This is a genomic window from Lysobacter sp. GQ73, assembly GCF_059758755.1.
On record NZ_JCAXEE010000001.1, the window covers coordinates 651,286 to 668,457 of the forward strand.

The window sequence follows — 17,172 nt, forward strand, 5'->3', positions numbered from 1 at the left end:
CGACGTGAGTCGCGATCCCGGAACGCGCAGAGGCCGCAAGGCCGACGTTGTTCAACAAAGCGGCGTGCTATCGCGGGGTAGGAGCGGCGCAAGCCGCGACCGCGCTGGTCCGGTCTTGCGGCGTATGGATCAAGAAAGATCTGGATCAGGATCAGATCAAGATCAAGTTCAAGATCAAACCCAAAGCTTCCGCCACTAAAGCGGCGGGTTACTTTCTTTTGTCTAAAGCAACAAAAGAAAGGTAACCAAAGAAAAGTGCTTTCTTTGAATCACAGGCCCGCGCGTTCGATGCATACGCGGTGATTTTTCATACGGGACCTCCCTGTCCCGATGAAAAACGGCCCGCATCCCTGCGCGCCGCCCTCCGGGTCTTCTTTAGCCTTCGCGAGTGCGAAGCGGCGCACAGCCAGCCAAGCCACAGCGAAGCCAGCAATGGCGCGCCGCCGCTTCTTGTAGGAGCGACGTAAGTCGCGACCGCGGAACGCGCGGAGACGCAGGGCTGGCGTTATTTACAGAAACGGCGTGCTTTCGCCAGGTAGGAGCGGCGCAAGCCGCGACCGCGCTGGTCCGGTCTTGCGGCGTATGGATCAAGAAAGATCAGGATCAGGATCAGGATCAGGATCAGATCAAGATCAAACCCAAAGCTTCCGCCACTAAAGCGGCGGGTTACTTTCTTTTGTCTAAAGCAACAAAAGAAAGGTAACCAAAGAAAAGTGCTTTCTTTGAATCACAGGCCCGCGCGTTCGATGCATACGCGGTGATTTTTCATACGGGACCTCCCTGTCCCGATGAAAAACGGCCCGCATCCCTGCGCGCCGCCCTCCGGGTCTTCTTTAGCCTTCGCGAGTGCGAAGCGGCGCACAGCCACAGCCAAGCCACAGCCAAAGCCAGCAATGGCGCGCCGCCGCTTCTTGTAGGAGCGACGTAAGTCGCGACCGCGGAACGCGCGGAGACGCAGGGCTGGCGTTATTTACAGAAACGGCGTGCTTTCGCCGGGCTTCGATGACTAATGTTGGCCTTATGGCCTTTACCCGTCCCTTGGTCGCGACTTGCGTCGCTCCTAGGCTGGCCGTGTCGCGCCGGCCGGGCTATGACGACAGCCATCGTTTATTCGGCCGTCTCCTGGAACAGCGCACCATCGACAGCCCTCCCGCTCAGCGCGCAGGCGGCTGGCAGGAATCGCGGACGATCAGATGGGGGCGGACGCTGGCGGCGGCGAGGGCCGAGGCGGCGGCGGGTTCGGCCAGCAGCATCGAGGCGGCAATGCGGCCCATGTCGCGGATCGGCAGGCGCACCGAGCTCAACGCCGGCCACAGGCGCGATGCCAGGGGGCTGTCGTCGAAGCCGATCACCGACAGTTCCTGCGGGATGCTGATGCCGGCGCGCAGGGCGACCTTGTAGACGCCGGCGGCCATTTCGTCGTTGCCGGCGAAGATCGCGGTCGGGCGCTGGTTGCCGGCGAGCAGGCGTTCGGCCGAGGCGACGCCGGACTCGAAGGTGTAGCCGGCCTCGACCACACGCTCGCGCGGCAACTCGATGCCGCGCTTGGCCAGGGCCTCGATGAAGCCGGCGGTGCGTTCGTGCGCCGAGCGATAGCTGTTCGGGCCGGTGATCAGGGCGATGTCGCGATGGCCGAGCGACTGCAGATAGTCGGCGGCCTCGGCGGCGCCGTCGCGGTCGTGGGTGATGACCATGCGCGAGGCCTGGTCCAGCGAGACCGAGGCGATGCGCGAATAGCGGCAGCCGATCTCGGCCAGCATGTCGGCCAGGGCCTGGTCTTCGGATACGCGCGGCACCAGCATCACCCCGTGCAGCTTCTGCTGCTGGACGAAGCGGCGCACGCCGTCGATATAGCCCGGGCTGCGGCTGTCGCAGGGGTGGACCACCAGCTCGAAGCCGGAATCGCGGATCGCGTCGAGCGCGCCGTACTGCATGTTGACGATGTACTGCGCGGTCGGGTTGTCGTAGACCATGCCGATCAGGAACGAGCGGCGAAACGCCAGGCCGCGCGCGAACGGGTCCGGGGTGTAGTTGAACTCGCGCATCACCGCTTCGACCCGGTCGCGGGTTTCCTTGTGCACCAGCGGCGACTGGTTGATCACCCGCGAGACGGTCTTCTTTGACACCTCGGCCAAGCGGGCGATGTCGTTGATCGTCTGCGCCTTGCCGGGCACCGCGCTCGCGCTCTTGGCGGCCGGCGGTGCGATACGTTCGGTTTTCTTGCGCGGCGGCATGGGCAAGGCGATGGGGGCCGTGGGGATGGGGGGATTCTAGCCCGCATCGCAGGCCGAGCGCGCCCGCGCCGGCCTGCGGCCACGATCCGCGACCGCGCTCAGTGTTTCAGCAGGGCCGGCAGCCACAGCGACAGTTCCGGCACGAACGTCACCACCAGCAGGACGCCGAGCGCGGACAGCCAGAACGGCCAGATCGTGCGCAAGGTCTCGCCGATGCTGATCTGGCCGATCGCGGTGCCGACGAACAGCACCGAGCCCAGCGGCGGCGAGATCAGGCTGAGGCCGCCCTTGAGCACCAGGATGATGCCGAAGTGCACCGGGTCGACGCCGATGGCCTTCGCCAGCGGCAGGAAGATCGGGGTGCAGATGATGATCATCGGCGCCAGGTCCATGAAGGTGCCGAGCACCAGCAGGATCAGGATCATCAGCAACAGCAGCAGGTTCTTGTCGGTGGTCAGGCCGGTCAGGGCTTCGACCGCGGCGGTAGGCACCTGCAGGTAGGCCAGCAGCCAGCCGAACGACGCCGCCGAGGCGATCACGAACAGGATCATGCCGGTGGTGCGGGCGGCGCCGGCGACGGTCTCCAGGAAGTCCTTCCAGCGCAGCTTGCGGTAGATCAGGGTGGTGACCAGCAAAGCGTAAACCACGGCGATGGCCGCGCTTTCGACCGCGGTGAAGATGCCGGCGCGGATGCCGACGAAGATCAGCGCGACCAGCGCCAGTCCCGGCAGCGCCGAGACGAAGCGGCGCAGCACGATGCCGAAGCCGGGAAACGGCTCGATCGCGTAGCCGCGCCGGCGCGCGATGATCCAGCAGGTCGCCATCAGGGTCACGGTCATCAGCAGCGCCGGCACGATGCCGGCGGCGAACAGGTCGGCGATCGAGATGCTGCCGCCGGCCGAGGCCGAATACAGGATCAGGTTGTGCGAGGGCGGCACCAGCAGGGCCACCATGGCCGCGGTCATGGTGACGTTGACGGCGAAGTCGCGGTCGAAGCCGCGCTTGACCATCTGCGGAATCATCGCGCCTCCGATCGCCGAGACGTCGGCGATGGCCGAGCCCGAAACGCCGCCGAAGAACAGCGACGACAGCACGCTGACCTGGCCCAGGCCGCCGCGCAGGTGCCCGACCAGGGCCGAGGCCAGGCCGATCAAACGCTCGGAAATGCCGCCGCGCAGCATGAGTTCGCCGGCGAAGATGAAGAGCGGGATCGCGATCAGCGAGGCCGAACCGGCGCCCGCGGCGGTCTGCTGGACCACCACGATCGGCGGCAGGCCGATGTAGATCAGCGTCGCCAGCGCCGCGGACGACAGCGAATAAGCGACCGGTACGCCGATCAGCAACAGCACGGCGAACACGCCGAACAGAATCGTGACTTCCATCAGGAGCTCCCTTCGATACGGGACGGCGGCGCATACACCCGGACGATGCGTTGCAGCGCGAACACGCTCATCAGCGCGCCGCCGATCGCCATCGGCGCGAACGCGGCGCTTTGCGGCAAGGGCGCGCCGGCCATCGGAATGTCGAGCCCGTCGAGCAACAGTTCGCCGCCCCAGAACGCCAGCGCGGCGCCGATGAGCGCGATCACCGCCTGCGACACCGCGGTCAGGAGCCGCCGCAGCGGCGGCGGCGCGACATGCAGCAGGACGAAGAAGCCGAAGTGCGCGCCGCGATGCACGCCGGCCGCGGCGCCGAAGCTCATCGCGGTATTGAGCAGGATCAGCGCGACCGGCTCGGTCCAGCCGGGCGAATCGTTGACGACGTAGCGGGCGAACACCTGCACCGACTGGACCACGACCATGCCGACCAGCGCGGCACCGGCGACGGCGACGGCGACGGCTGCGACACGGTCGAGCAGGCCGCTCGGCGCGGGAGGGAGAACCGGTGGATCGACATCGCGTGCTTCATTCACGGGTAGGGCCTCAAGCCAGTGAGCGTACGTCGCGGAACAGCGCTTCGAGCGCGGGCACGCGGTGGTAGTCGTCCAACAACGGCGCCACCGCCTTGCGGAACGCAGGCAGGTCGCAATCGTTCATCTGCACCCCGGCCTCGACCAGGGTGCGCCGCGCGAGCGCCTCGGACTCGTCCCACAGGCGTCGCATCACCGCCACCGAAGCCCGGGTGATCTCCAGCAGCAGCCCGCGGTCGCGCAGGGCCAGGGCGTCGTGGCTGCGTTTCGACATCAGCAGCACGTCCGGCGCGTACGAGTGTTCGCTTTGCGACCAATGCCGGGCGGCCTCGAACTGGCGGCTCGAGTGAAAACTGCGCAGGTTGTTCTCGGCCCCGTCGATCAGATGGGTCTGCAGGGCCGAGAACACTTCGCCGTAGGCCAGCGGGGTGGGGTTGCCGCCGAGCAGGCGGATCATCCGCATGAAGATGTCCGACGACGGCACCCGGAACTTGAGCCCGCGCATGTCGGCCGGGGTACGGATCGGCTGGCGCACGTTGTAGAAGCAGCGCGCCCCGCAGTCGTACATCGCCAGGCCGACCAGGTCCCGCGCGGCGAAGCCGCGCAGCACCTGCGCGCCGACCGGGCCGTCGAGCACCCGGCGCAGATGCGCGACCGAATCGAATACGTACGGCAGCGACAACGCCTGGGTCAGCGGAAACGCGTTATTGAGCGCGCCGCTGTAGACGCGGGTGATGTCGATCGCGCCGAAGCGCGCCATGTCGATCGCCTCGGACTCGCGGCCGAGCTGGCCGGAGTGGTACATGCGCAGACGCAGGCGGCCGCCGGTCGCCTGCTCGAGCTCGCGGCCGATCCAGTCGACCGCGGCGACGGTGGGGTAGTCCTTGACGTGCACGTCGGTGGCGGTCAGTACGCGGGTGTCGCCGCCGCTGGCGCCCCAAGAAGCCGAGGCCACGCCCGCCGACACGCCGGCGGCGCCGAGACCAAGCAGGAACTTACGTCGTGTGTTCATGGCCGGCGCTCCGTGGTCGCGATGGCGGTGGCGGTCTCGCAGCCCAGGCGGCCCCAGCGACCGAAGTCCACGCAGGCGGACTGACCGGCGAGGATGTCGTGGATGCCGGTGACCGCGCCAGTGGTGACGTGCATGCCGGCCTTGAGCGGATAGCCGCGCCGGGCGCAGCGCCCCAGGGCGAAGGCCAGGGCCGCCAGCGGCCCGCCGGGGATCGAAGCGGCGCCGCCGGTGCCGACCGGATGCTGATCGATGAAGCTTTCGCAGTTCAGCTCGCGATCGTCGAGCCGGCGCCACTCGCCGATCGCCGGGCCGACGATCAAGCCGGCGTTGTTGCCGAAATCCGACACCACCACCGCCGGGCCGAGTCGATTGATCGAGGCCAGCGGACTGCCGGCCAGCTCGATGCCTATGGACAGGCTGGCGACCAGATCGGCGGCTTCCTCCTCGCTGTATTCGGTTTTGCCGGCCGGGGCGTCGCTGCCGAGGGTGAACACGTATTCGGCTTCGATCGCGGCGAAGCCGCCCTCGATCACCGGGAAGCGACCGCGTTGTCCCGTCGGGACATTCTGCACCGCGCCGGCGAAGATCGGACCGACCAGGCGGTCCTCGCCGAGCGTGGCCTGCCAAGAGTCCGGAATGCGCCCGACTTTCCAGCCGGCGACGGCGCGATGCCACAGCGCGATGGCCTGGTCCTGGATCCGGTAGCCGGCGTCCAAAGTCTGCGGCTGCGGGCCCGGATACGCCTCTAGCGCCTTCGCGTCGAGCCGGGCTCGCACCAGGCGGATGGCGACCGCCAGCTCGTCGCGCTGGTCATCGAACGGGTGTGTTGGCATGCCTGGACTGTCCCCCCGGGGCTCGATTGTGCGTCCGGGTGTTGTATAGGAAACCGGTGTCATTGACAATCCGGCGTATGCTCGAATCAGACCGGGAAGGGTGCGATGGGGAGTGGCGAGATGGGGCGAGGCATCGGCGGCAAGGCCGCGAACTTGGCGCGACGCAATAAGCGGAACACGGCGTGCGGCGTTCTGCTCGCGGTACTGGCCGCGATCGCCGGGGTCGCGACCGCGCAGCCCGCGGCCGCCCCGGTCCGCGCCGTCGCGGCGCAGCCTCTGGCCTTTCCTGGCGCGATGGGCTGGGCGGCGCATACCCCGGCCGGACGCGGCGGCCAGATCCTGCGCGTCACCACCTTGGCCAGCGAAGGCCCCGGTTCGTTCGCCGAAGCGGTAGCGACGCCGGGCCCGCGCATTATCGTGTTCGAAGTCGCCGGCGTGATCGACCTGGGCCGCAAGGAACTGCGCATCAGCGAGCCCTACCTGACCATCGCCGGCCAGACCGCGCCGCAACCGGGCGTGACCTTCATCCGGGGCGGCCTGACCATCGCCACCCACGACGTGGTCGTGCGGCATATCCGGATACGGCCCGGAGAGGCCGGGCTGGAAAAACGCGCCGGGGTGGATTTCGACGCCATCAACACCGTGCGCGGCGCCCGCGACGTGATCGTCGATCATTGCTCGCTGACCTGGGCCACCGACGAAAACCTGTCGGCCTCGAGCACCCGTTTCGCCGGCGAAAGCGAGGCCGAGTGGAGGCAGGCGGCTTCCCGGCGCATCACCTTCAGCAACAACCTGATCGCCGAGGGCCTGGCCAATGCCACTCACGGCAAGGGCGAGCATTCCAAGGGAACGCTGATCCACGACCACGTCAACGACGTGCTGATCGTGGGCAATCTGTATGCGCACAACTACGAACGCAATCCGCTGTTCAAGGGCGGCGCGCGCGGACAGGTCCTCAACAACCTGATCTACGACCCGGGACAACGGGCGGTGCACTACAACCTGATCGCCGAGGAGTGGCTCGGGCACGCTTATTCCGACGGCGAACTGGTGCTGCGCGGCAACGTGATGCGCGCCGGGCCCTCCACCGAAGACGTCGCATTGCTGATGGTCGGCGGCTCGGGCGATCTGGCCTATTACGCCGACGACAACCTTGCGGTCGACCGGCTCGGCCGGCCGCTGCCGCAAACCGGGCGCTACACCACCACGCCGCTCGCCCTGACCCGAATGAAGAAAGCGCCGGCCTTGCCGTTCGGGGTGCGCCTGCTGCCGGCGTCGAAGGTGCAGGACGCGGTCATCGCCGAAGCCGGCGCGCGGCCCTGGGACCGCGACGACATCGATCGCCGGATCCTGGCCGATACCGTCGAAGGCCGCGGCAAGATCATCGACAGCGAGAACGAGGTCGGCGGCTATCCGAAGGTCGAGCCGACCCGGCAAGCCTTCGTCCCGGCCGACTGGGACCTGGCGACGATGGAGCCGCTGAAGCCGCTGCCGCGTCGCGCGCCGCTGCGCTGAAGCCGCGATGCAGGATCCAGGGCGCCGCGACAGCTTGAAAGCGCTTGCAGGCGCGTTGGCCGGCGCCTGCCTGCCGTCCGCGGCCGTGGCGGCCGCTACGCAAGTCCCGTTCTCGACGGCGAGGGCGGCCGCCTGTGCGCATCCGAGCACGGAAAGCCCGGTCGCCGCGACCCGCAGCGGCTGCGTCCGCGGTTACCGGGACCGCGGCGTGCTGGTGTTCAAGGGCATCCCCTACGGCGCCGACACCTCGACGCGGCGTTTCCTGCCGGCGCTGCGCGAGCGGCCCTGGCAGGGCGTTCGCGATGCGCTCGCACACGGCGTGTCGGCGCCGCAACGCACACCGGACGGCGGCATCGGCGAAGACTGCCTGTACGCGAATGTGTTCACTCCGGCCCTGCGCGACGGCGGCGCGCGGCCGGTGCTGGTGTATCTCCACGGCGGCGGCTACGACAGCGGCTCGGGCAGCAGCCCGCTGTACGACGGCGTGCGCCTGTGCCGGCGCGGCGATGTCGTGGTGGTCACCCTCAATCATCGCTTGAACGCCTTCGGTTATCTGTACCTCGCCCAGCTCGGCGGCGACGCATTCGCCTGGTCCGGCAACGTCGGCCAGCTCGATCTGGTCCAGGCCCTGCACTGGGTGCGCGAGCATGCGGCCGAGTTCGGCGGCGACGCCGGCAACGTGACCCTGTTCGGCCAGTCCGGCGGCGGCGCCAAGATCGCCACCTTGATGGCGATGCCGGCAGCGCAAGGCTTGTTTCACCGCGCCATGACCATGAGCGGGCAGCAGGTCACCGCGGCCGGGCCGCGCGCGGCGACCCAGCGCGCGCAGCGTCTGCTCGACGCGCTGAAGATCGCGCCGAAAAATCTCGCGCGGCTGCGCAGCCTGCCGATGCAGACCCTGGTCGAGGCGACCTCGCTGCGCGATGTCTCGCGCGTCGAAGACACCGCGCTGCATTTCGGGCCGGTGCTGGACGGCAAATCCCTGCATCGGCATCCGTTCTATCCCGATGCGCCAGCGCAATCGGCGGCGATCCCGATGGTGATCGGCAACACCCGCGACGAGACCCGCGCCTTTCTCGCCGGCGACGCGGCGAACCTAGCCCTGGACTGGGAGCGTCTGCCTGACAAACTCCGCGAACACCAGTACGTCGACCTGGATCCGGCCACGGTGATCGCCGAATACCGGCGCCTGTACCCTGGCTACACGCCCTCGCAGATCTTCTTCGCCGCGACCACCGCCGGCCGCTCCTGGCGCGCGGCGATCATCGAGGCCGAAGCCCGTGCGCGCCAGGGCGCGCCGGCCTGGGTCTATCAACTCGACTGGGGCTCGCCGCTCGACGACGGGCGTTGGGGCGCGATGCATACCCTCGACATCGCCCTGGTGTTCGACAACACCGGCCAAGCCGGCGCGCGCACCGGCGACGGCGAGCAGGCGCGGGCGCTGGCGGCGCGCATGAGCGAGGCCCTGATCGCCCTGGCCCGGCACGGCGACCCGAACCACAAGGGCCTGCCGGCCTGGCCGCCGTACTCTTTGCAGCGGCGCGAAACCCTGCTGTTCGACACCCAACCGCGCGTGGCCGAAGACCCGCGCGGCGGCGAGCGCAGGCTCTACGAACGCGTGCCGTTCGTGCAACGCGGCACCTTGTAGCGGGAGCGAGGAGTGAGTAAGGAAGTAAGGAACGAGTAACGAGTAACGAGTAACGAGTCGCGTTCCGAAGGCCGCACTGGTTCCTAGTTCCTAGTTACTCACTTCTCACTCCTCTTCACTCACCCCTAGCCAGCACGCAACGCCCCGGCCGGCCCAGCGCGGCACTGAGCGGCAGGTCGAGCAGGCGCAGGCCGTCGACGACTTCCGCGGCCATGCAGCGCGCGCCCATCGGCGAGAAATGGGTGTCGTCGCTCAATCCGTCCGGGTAGTTGCGGTGTTCGCCCGCGGGCAGCCACAGGAACAAGGCCTTGGAGCGTTCATCGCCCCAGGCGCCGAGCACGGCCTGGCTGCGCCGCTCCATGTCGATCAAGGCCACCGCGCGCTCGGCCGCGATTTGCCGGACCAGGCCGGGGTATTCGCCGTGGCTGTCGAGGACCGCGCCGGCGCGGTCGAAGCGGCGGCGCGCCACCGGCGTCAGCAGCACTGCGGTGGCGCCGCGCTCGCGGACCTGGTCGACGAAGCGTTCCAGGTTGCGGCGGTAGTCGGCCGGCGGCGTGTATCGGTCGGCCTTGTGCATGGACTGGTCGTTGTGGCCGAACTGGATCAACACGTAATCGCCCGCGCCGAGGTCGTCGAGCAGGTCCTGCCAGCGGCCTTCCTCGATGAACGTGCGGGTACTGCGGCCGTTCATCGCGCGGTTGTCGAGCCGGGCGCGGCCGGCCCGCAGTTGCGCCGCGAAGGCCTCGCCCCAGCCGGTCTCGGGCCGTTTCTCTTCGCGCTTGATCGACATGGTCGAATCGCCGGCGAGGAATACGGTCGGCACCGGGCCGGCGCCGGCGAGCAGCGGCCATCCGGCCAGGCAAGCGATCAACAGCAGGCTACGCATCGACGCACCGATGAGGAAAGGGCAGGGAGCCGTCCTGCGGATCCGGCCGAGGCCGGTGCGGCTCATTCGAGAGCCGCACCGGTCCGCGACGCGACGGCTTACAGCTTGAAGCGCAGGCCGAGGAAGTATTGGCGTCCGGTGTGGTGATAGACCGAGACGCGATCGGCCAGCGAATCCACCCACTGGTCGTTGTACTCGTCGGTCAGGTTGAGGCCTTCCAGAGTCAGTTCGAGCTTGTCGTTGATCTTCCACGACGCCGACATGTCGATCGTGGTGGTGCCCTTGGTGCCCTCGACGTCGGCGTTGTTGCGGCCCGGCACCGTGGTCAGGTAATCGTCGCGGTAGGCGGCCGAGACCCGCGCACTGAAACGCTCGCCTTCGTAGTACAGGGTCGCGTTGTAGGCGTTCTTGGACAGCCCGACCAGGTCGGTCTTGAGCGCCGAGGCGCCCGCGGCGGTGACGTACTGGATCTTCGAATCGACGTAGGTGTAGTTGAACTGCACGCCGAAATCGTTCCAGAAGCCCGGCAGGAAGCTGAAGGGCTGTTGATAGCTGAACTCGACGCCGCGCAGTTTGCCGCCCGGCGTGTTGACCGGGATGTTGAACTGGAACTCGTCGGTCGGCAGCGCGCCGGTGCCGGCCAGCAACTCGTTGGGCAGGCCTGAGGTGTTGTAGGGGCGGATCTCGCGCGAGGTCTGCACGAAGCTGTCGATGTTCTTGTAGAAGAACCCCAGGCCGAGCAACGCTTCTTCGGCGAAATACCATTCCAGGCCGAGGTCGTAGGTCTTGGCGCGGAACGGGTCGAGCAGCGGGTTGCCGCCGGCGACGACGCGGTTGCCGCCGCTCACGCTGACGGTCACGCCCGGGGTCAGATTGGCCAGGCCCGGCCGCGACATCACCTTGGCCGCGCCGAAGCGGATCAGGAAGTCCGGAGTGATGTCGGCGACCAGGTTCAACGAGGGCAGAGTGTCGCTGTACTCGCGCTCGACCGTGGTCAGCACCGGCGTGGTGCCGGCCAGGGCGAAGCCGGTCGAGGACTGCTTGGTCTTGACGTGGCGCACGCCGAGGTTGCCGCTGATCGGGATCTCGCCCAGGTTGGTCGAGAAATCGGTCTGCAGGTAATAGCCCAGGTCCTTTTCCTCGACGCTGCGGTTGTTGCCGCGGGCGCTGGCCACGTCCGGCGACAAGGCGAAGGTGCCGGAGTTGCTGTAGATGTCGAACAGCCGGTCGAAGGCATCGATGTCCGGGATCAGCCAGCGCGAATCGTTGGCGCCGCCGACGCTGGTGCCGTGCAGGGCGACCGAGCGGGTCAGCTCGGCCAGACGGGTGCCGGGCGGCAGGGCCGGCACGGCCAACTCGGACACCCGGCGCATTTCGCTGCTGTCGAACTGGTATTTCTTCGACTGGATGCCGCCCTTCAGCTTGAACCCCGGCGCCAGCGTCCAGCGGAAATCCAGTTGCCGGTTGTCGAAAGTGTTTTCCGAAGCCTGCGGGCGCAGGCGGATCTCCGACACGCCGTTGGCGAAACTCCAGGCGTTCGGGTCGTTGACGTCGAAACCGTTGTCGATGACCGGCAGGCGGCTGCTGTCGCGATAGTCGTAGACATAGCCCTGCGCATTGCTGCGGTCTAGGGTGATCGTGGTCTGGATCGGGTTGTCGAACTCGGACTTGGCCCGGCCGATCTGGCCGCTCAGCGCGAAGTCGTCGCTGAACTTGTGTTCGGCGTAGAAATTGGCCTGGGTGAACTTGGTGCTGAGTTCGTCGTAGCGCGCTTCCGAACGCACGTCGACGTTGTTGAAGCGGCCGTAGACCAGGTTGCCGCGCTCGTCGACCTCGCCCTCGAGGACCACGGTCTGCGGCTTGCCGGTGCCGGTGCGGCTGAAGGAAATGCCGTTGAGGAAATTCTCGGTGCGGGTCGCCTCGAACTTGGCGTACAGCAGGTCCAGGCCGAGTTCGGTCTTGTCGCTGGGCTTGAACTGCAGCGCGCTGGTGATGCCCAGGCGCTGCTGGTCGTGCTCCATCACTCCGTAGCGCGGAATGCGCGGATGAAACGTGCCGGGAAGACGGGCGGCGGCGAACGGCGAACTCGCGGCGAACCCGCCGCTGCTCGGGCCGTTGTCCCAGCGCACCGTGCTGTGGCCTTCCTCGACCAGGCGCCGGTCGGTGTAAGCGACCGAGAGCAGGGCGCCGAAACGACCGTCGGCCCAGGTGTTGCTGATCAGTGCGGTGGCGCGCGGGTCGATGTCCTTGGACAGGTCGTTGAAGCCGAGTTGGCCGCCGGCGACGAAAGTCAGGCCGTCGTAGTCGAAGGGGCGGGCGGTCTGCAGATCGACGGTGGCGCCGAGCGAGCCTTCCTCGACGTCGGCCGAGGCGGTCTTGCGCACTTTCAGGCTGTTGAACAGCTCCGAGGCGAAGACGTTGAAATCGAAACCGCGGCCGCGGTTGGCGCCGCCGGAACTGTCGGTGCCGCCCGCGGTGGTCAGCGCTTCCATGCCGTTGATGCGCACGCGGGTGAAGTCCGGGCCGAGGCCGCGCACCGAGATCTGTCGGCCTTCGCCGGCATCGCGCGCGATCGAGACGCCGGGAATGCGCTGCAGCGATTCGGCGAGGTTCAGGTCGGGAAAGTCGGCGATGTCCTCGGCGACGATCGCGTCGACCACCCCGACTTCCTCGCGCTTGATGTCCAGGGCTTGCTGCAGGCTGGCGCGAAAGCCGGTGACGACGACGGCATCGAGATTCTTGGCGTCCTCGACCGGTAGCTGCGTTGCCGGCGTCTGAGCCGCCGGGGTGGCCTGCGCGGTTGCGGGCGGGGCCTCGGCCTGCGCCGGTTGTTGCGCGTACCCTGCCGATGGCGACATCGACAACCCCAGCGCGATGGCGGCGGCGAGCACGGTAACCGGTGTCTTTCTGGTCTCTAGTTGCACTTGCATTCCTCTCCCCTTACGAAGGTGCCAGACCGCTCGGGAGCCGGTCTTGACGGGCTTGCTGCGCCTGATATGGTGTCTCCTGAACAAAAATGACACCGCTGGTCAAAACCCTAACAAAAGCCTGGACGAACAGCATGCTGCGGTGCGCAATCGCTAATGGGAGGCCGGTCACGCCAAGCCGGCGGGTCATTCTGAAGGGGGCGGTATGAGCGGACGAGTCGTATGTTTCGGCGAGTTGTTGCTGCGGCTCGGCGCCCCAGGGCGGCAGCGCCTGCTGCAATCGCCGCAATTGGAGGCGCATGTCGGCGGCGCCGAGGCCAACGTCGCCGTGTCGCTGGCCCGGCTGGGGCACGAGGCGGCGATGGTCAGCGTGGTGCCGGACAACCCGCTCGGCGAGGCCGCACGCGGCGAGCTGCGCCGGCACGGTGTCGACACCCGTGCGGTATCGACCGGCCCCGGGCGGATGGGCCTGTACTTCCTGGAAACCGGAGCGATCCAGCGCCCCAGCCGGGTGTTGTACGACCGCGCCGGCTCGGCGTTCGCGATCGCCGGGACCCGGCCCTACGATTGGCCGGCGCTGCTTGCCGGCGCGGCTTGGCTGCATTTATCGGGCGTCACCCCGGCGCTCGGCGAACGCGGCGCGGAAGCGGCCATCGTCGCCGCACGCGCTGCCCGCGACGCCGGCGTGCGCGTGTGTTTCGACGGCAATTTCCGCAGCTCGCTGTGGCGGGAATCGAACTGCGAACCGGCGCCGATCCTGTACACCTTGATGAGCCTGGCCGACCTGGCGTTCGCCGATCATCGCGACATCGCGGTGGTGCTGGGAGCCAAGGCCGCCGGCTTCGCCGACGGCGAAGACACGGCCGCGGCGGCGCGGCTCGCCTTTGAGGCTTTCCCGAACCTGCAACGGCTGGCCTGCACCCACCGCGAACAACGCGATGTCGACCATCACCGGCTGTCGGCGTCGTTGTTCCATCGCGACGGCAGCGTGCTGCGCGCCACGCCGAGGGACCTGAGCGGCATCGTCGACCGGATCGGCGCCGGCGACGCCTTCGCCGCCGGCCTGCTGCATGCGCTGTTGAGCGGCATGAGCGACGAACACGGCCTGGCCTTCGCCTTGGCGGCGGCGAGCCTGAAGCATTCGGTCCCCGGCGACTTCAACCTGGTCGACCTCCAGGACGTGAACGACCTGATCGCCGGCGGCGGTTTCCACGTGCGTCGCTGACGCCTGCGCAGGCGCACAGGCGTCGCGAAGCATTCGACCGACCCCGTCCGGCCGCGACGCTGGAACCAACCCGCGGCGGACGATCGATGACCAATGATCAGTCGTGCGACGCCTGCGGATGAAAGTCGGCAAAAGGCCGCATCAGGCCGCAGGCCGCGGCGGGCGGGCGGGCGGGTCTAAGCGTACCGCCCCGATCCGCCATTGCCTGCCTTTGCGGTGGGGCCGCCTACGAGGGCTCAATGCGGCTGAGACACCCGCCGGCCGACTTCGGCCTTGATCGAGCGCAGGCTCTGTTCGCGTTCGAGGTCGGCCAGCGACACCATGCCGCACAGCCGGCCGTCGTCGTCGACCACAGGCACGCGGCGAATCTGCTCGCGCATCATCAGTTCGGCGCAGTCCTTGACGTCGCTGTCGAGCGGAATCGTCAGGGCCGGGCCGGTCATGCATTCGTGCGCGGCGACCTGGGTCGGGTCTTGGCCGTGGGCGACCAGCCGGACGACGATGTCGCGGTCGGTCACCACACCGACCGGCATGCCGTTTTCGTCGACGATGGGGATCTCGCCGACGTCGTGATCGAGCATCATCCGGGCCACCTCGCGCAGGCGCGTGGACGAAGTGGCCTTGACCGGCGAGGGCGTCATGATCGCATCTACTTTCACGAGGGTTCTCCTCTTGTCTTGGGCTGTTAAGGCTTCCCGGAAGAGCGGCGCGTCAGGCGAGCATCCATGATCAAGCAAGCGCCGTGCCAGCCGCGCCGCGCCGCCGATCCGTAGTCGAGGGCGGCGCTACGTCGCCGGCGAACGCACTGCAGTTTTTTCGCAGGCGGCACTTGTTGCCGCGGCCAGGCAGTAGACGCGTGCATTCAACTGCGCAGATTGACCGGTATGGCGTGCTCGTTGCGGCTTTCGCTGAACACGCCGACCCGGTCGCCGAATTGCTTGAACACCAGGTCGACCTTCTGGTCGCCCACGATCAAGCCGCGCACCCGCACGTCATCGATCCCCGGCGGCAGGCGTGGGCGATCGACATGCACCACCCCGTGTTCGCCGTCGATCTCCACGCCCAGGCAGGCCTGCAACAACAGGAACGGCGAGCCCGCGGCCCAGGCCTGCGGCAGGCACGCCACCGGATACGGAATCGGCGGCACGCCGGGGCGGCGGGCGAAGCCGCAATACAGTTCCGGCAGGCGCATGTCGAAGTGCACCGCGGTCTCGAACGCGCTGCGCAGCAAGCGCGCGGCGACGTCGCGGCCGTGGTAGCGGGCGATGCCGCTGGCGCACAGCGCGCTGTCGTGCGGCCACACCGAACCGTTGTGGTAGGACATCGGGTTGTAGCGCGGCTCGCCCTTGGCCAGGGTGCGCAGGCCCCAGCCGGTATAGAACGCCGGCGACATCAGCTGCTCGGCCACGGCCTTGGCCTGGGCCGGATCGGGCAGGCCGACGTACAGCAGGTGCCCCGGGTTGCTGGCGCGCACCTCGCACAGCCGGCCTTCGCCGTCGACCGCGATGCCGTAGTAGCCGGCGTCGGGCATCCAGAACTTGGCCTGGACGATGTCGCGCAAGCGTTCGGCGCGCGCGTCCCAACGCGCTGCGTTCGCTTCGCCGCGACGGCGTCCGAGATCGGCCATGGCGCGGAACGCCGCATAGGCATACCCCTGCACTTCGATCAGCGCGATCGGCCCGACCGGGAAGCGACCGTCGGCATGGAACACCGAATCCTCGCTGTCTTTCCAGCCCTGGTTCGCCAGCCCGCTGGCCTCGCGCCGTGCGTAGTCCAGCAGCCCCCAGGGGTTGGCGTCGCAGACGCGCTCGATCCACGCGGTCGCCGCGCTCAGCGCCGGCCACAGCGTATCGATGAATCCGTGGTCGCCGGTGCGGCGCGCATAGGCGCCGGCCAGCAACACGAACAGCGGGGTGGTGTCGACGCCGCCGTAGTACAGGCCGAACGGCAGTTCGCGCAGGCTCGACATTTCGCCCTTGCGGGTTTCGTGCATGATCTTGCCCGGCGCGGAATCGAGGAACGCCGATTCCTCCTGGGCCTGGTGTTCGGCCAAAAAGCGCAGCACGCCGCGGGCCAGTCCCGGGTCGAGCCACAGGGTCTGCAGCGCGGTGATCACCGCATCGCGTCCGAACGGCGTCGAGAACCAAGGGATGCCGGCATAGGGGTAGGGGCCGCTGGCCAGTTCGCTGGTCAGCAAGGCCAGGTCCGAGCGCGAGCGCTGCATCCACTCGTCGAACAGCGGGCCGTTGCTGCTGATCCTGGCGCCGCGCCGCTGGCGATGGCGCATGCGCAGCCGCGCCTGGGTGGCGGCCTGGCGGAACCGTTCGCGCGACGGCGGCAGCTCGTCGCCGCCGGCCAGGCCGGCTTCGACGTACAGCTCGGTGTGCCCGCCGGGCTCGATGCGCAGGTCGATGTCGAGCCCGCCGCCGTCTTCGGCGACGGGTGGCCGGGAGAACGCGATGAACGAGCTGCGCAGCACCCCGTCCAGCCCGCGGTATTGGAACCGGCGTCGGCAACTGTCGTCGTGCGAGGCGAGCATTTCGCCGCGGGCCTTGCGCACGCTGCCGCGCACTTCGAACATGTCGCGAAAATCGGCGGCGAGTTCGAACCGCAGCGGCAGTACCGCGGTGCGCGAGTCGTAGTTGGTGCAGGAGATCCGCTCGTACATCCGCTCCTGCAGCAACAGGCGGGTGCGGGCGATATGCACCAGGCCCTGCGGCGTGCCGGATTCGCCTATCGGCGACAGCGCGCGATTGGTCATATGAGCGACGAAGAACACGTTGTCGCGGGACACCGAGGCGCTCAGCAAGGCCGGGCGCCCGCCGCCGAGGCCCAGGCGGTACAGGCTCAGCAAACGCGTATCGTCATGGAACAGGCCCTCGGTCGGGCCGGCGATGTCGCCGTAACCGTTGGCGATCAGGAAGCTGTCGCCGTCCTTGAGTACGTGGCTGGTGTAGAGAGCGGCGGAGGCAGCCGAGTCCAC

Annotated in this window: 13 protein-coding genes; 4 read left to right on the forward strand and 9 right to left on the reverse strand. The window is 68.2% G+C overall.

What is annotated here, in order from left to right; all coding sequences use genetic code 11:
* Positions 1 to 47: 47 nt before the first annotated feature.
* The gene (locus AC6CH2_RS02475; protein WP_498267778.1) at positions 48 to 245 is read left to right on the forward strand and encodes a hypothetical protein; all 198 of its coding nucleotides are present in this window, start codon (positions 48 to 50) and stop codon (positions 243 to 245) included.
* A 909-nt stretch (positions 246 to 1,154) separates the two neighbouring features.
* Here the strand turns inward: AC6CH2_RS02475 and AC6CH2_RS02480 are convergent.
* The 5 genes from AC6CH2_RS02480 to AC6CH2_RS02500 all read right to left on the reverse strand — a co-directional run bounded on the left by AC6CH2_RS02480 (position 1,155) and on the right by AC6CH2_RS02500 (position 5,988).
* A complete protein-coding gene (locus AC6CH2_RS02480; RefSeq protein WP_498267779.1) occupies positions 1,155 to 2,234 on the reverse strand; it encodes a LacI family DNA-binding transcriptional regulator in 1,080 nt (359 codons plus the stop codon).
* 98 nt (positions 2,235 to 2,332) lie between these two features.
* Positions 2,333 to 3,616, reverse strand: a complete 1,284-nt coding sequence (locus AC6CH2_RS02485) for a TRAP transporter large permease (RefSeq protein WP_498267780.1) — start codon at positions 3,614 to 3,616, stop codon at positions 2,333 to 2,335.
* Positions 3,616 to 4,146: a TRAP transporter small permease gene (locus AC6CH2_RS02490; protein ID WP_498267781.1), complete on the reverse strand. Its 531-nt coding sequence runs from the start codon at positions 4,144 to 4,146 to the stop codon at positions 3,616 to 3,618. The genes AC6CH2_RS02485 and AC6CH2_RS02490 overlap by 1 nt, the downstream gene beginning before the upstream one ends.
* A gap of 10 nt (positions 4,147 to 4,156) precedes the next feature.
* Positions 4,157 to 5,155, reverse strand: coding sequence for a TRAP transporter substrate-binding protein (locus AC6CH2_RS02495; protein ID WP_498267782.1), 999 nt, complete (start codon positions 5,153 to 5,155; stop codon positions 4,157 to 4,159).
* Entirely contained in the window at positions 5,152 to 5,988 is an 837-nt protein-coding gene (locus AC6CH2_RS02500) for a 2-keto-4-pentenoate hydratase (RefSeq protein ID WP_498267783.1), read from the reverse strand. The genes AC6CH2_RS02495 and AC6CH2_RS02500 overlap by 4 nt, the downstream gene beginning before the upstream one ends.
* Positions 5,989 to 6,141: 153 nt before the next feature.
* Here AC6CH2_RS02500 and AC6CH2_RS02505 point away from each other — a divergent pair, with 153 nt between their 5' ends.
* Positions 6,142 to 7,503, forward strand: a complete 1,362-nt coding sequence (locus AC6CH2_RS02505) for a pectate lyase family protein (RefSeq protein ID WP_498267784.1) — start codon at positions 6,142 to 6,144, stop codon at positions 7,501 to 7,503.
* Positions 7,504 to 7,510: 7 nt separating this feature from the next.
* The gene (locus tag AC6CH2_RS02510) at positions 7,511 to 9,151 is read left to right on the forward strand and encodes a carboxylesterase/lipase family protein (RefSeq protein ID WP_498267785.1); all 1,641 of its coding nucleotides are present in this window, start codon (positions 7,511 to 7,513) and stop codon (positions 9,149 to 9,151) included.
* 115 nt (positions 9,152 to 9,266) lie between these two features.
* On the opposite strand, the gene AC6CH2_RS02515 is transcribed toward AC6CH2_RS02510, so the two are convergent.
* Both AC6CH2_RS02515 and AC6CH2_RS02520 read right to left on the reverse strand, forming a co-directional pair.
* Complete coding sequence (locus tag AC6CH2_RS02515) at positions 9,267 to 10,037, reverse strand: rhamnogalacturonan acetylesterase (RefSeq protein WP_498267786.1); 771 nt, start codon at positions 10,035 to 10,037, stop codon at positions 9,267 to 9,269.
* A 98-nt stretch (positions 10,038 to 10,135) separates the two neighbouring features.
* Entirely contained in the window at positions 10,136 to 12,967 is a 2,832-nt protein-coding gene (locus tag AC6CH2_RS02520) for a TonB-dependent receptor (protein WP_498267787.1), read from the reverse strand.
* 202 nt (positions 12,968 to 13,169) lie between these two features.
* Here AC6CH2_RS02520 and AC6CH2_RS02525 point away from each other — a divergent pair, with 202 nt between their 5' ends.
* Positions 13,170 to 14,189, forward strand: a complete 1,020-nt coding sequence (locus AC6CH2_RS02525) for a sugar kinase (protein WP_498267788.1) — start codon at positions 13,170 to 13,172, stop codon at positions 14,187 to 14,189.
* 236 nt (positions 14,190 to 14,425) lie between these two features.
* On the opposite strand, the gene AC6CH2_RS02530 is transcribed toward AC6CH2_RS02525, so the two are convergent.
* The gene (locus AC6CH2_RS02530; protein ID WP_498267789.1) at positions 14,426 to 14,848 is read right to left on the reverse strand and encodes a CBS domain-containing protein; all 423 of its coding nucleotides are present in this window, start codon (positions 14,846 to 14,848) and stop codon (positions 14,426 to 14,428) included.
* A gap of 203 nt (positions 14,849 to 15,051) precedes the next feature.
* Positions 15,052 to 17,172 carry an amylo-alpha-1,6-glucosidase gene (locus tag AC6CH2_RS02535; protein WP_498267790.1) on the reverse strand — a complete coding sequence of 707 codons (2,121 nt, stop codon included), beginning with the start codon at positions 17,170 to 17,172 and terminating at the stop codon, positions 15,052 to 15,054.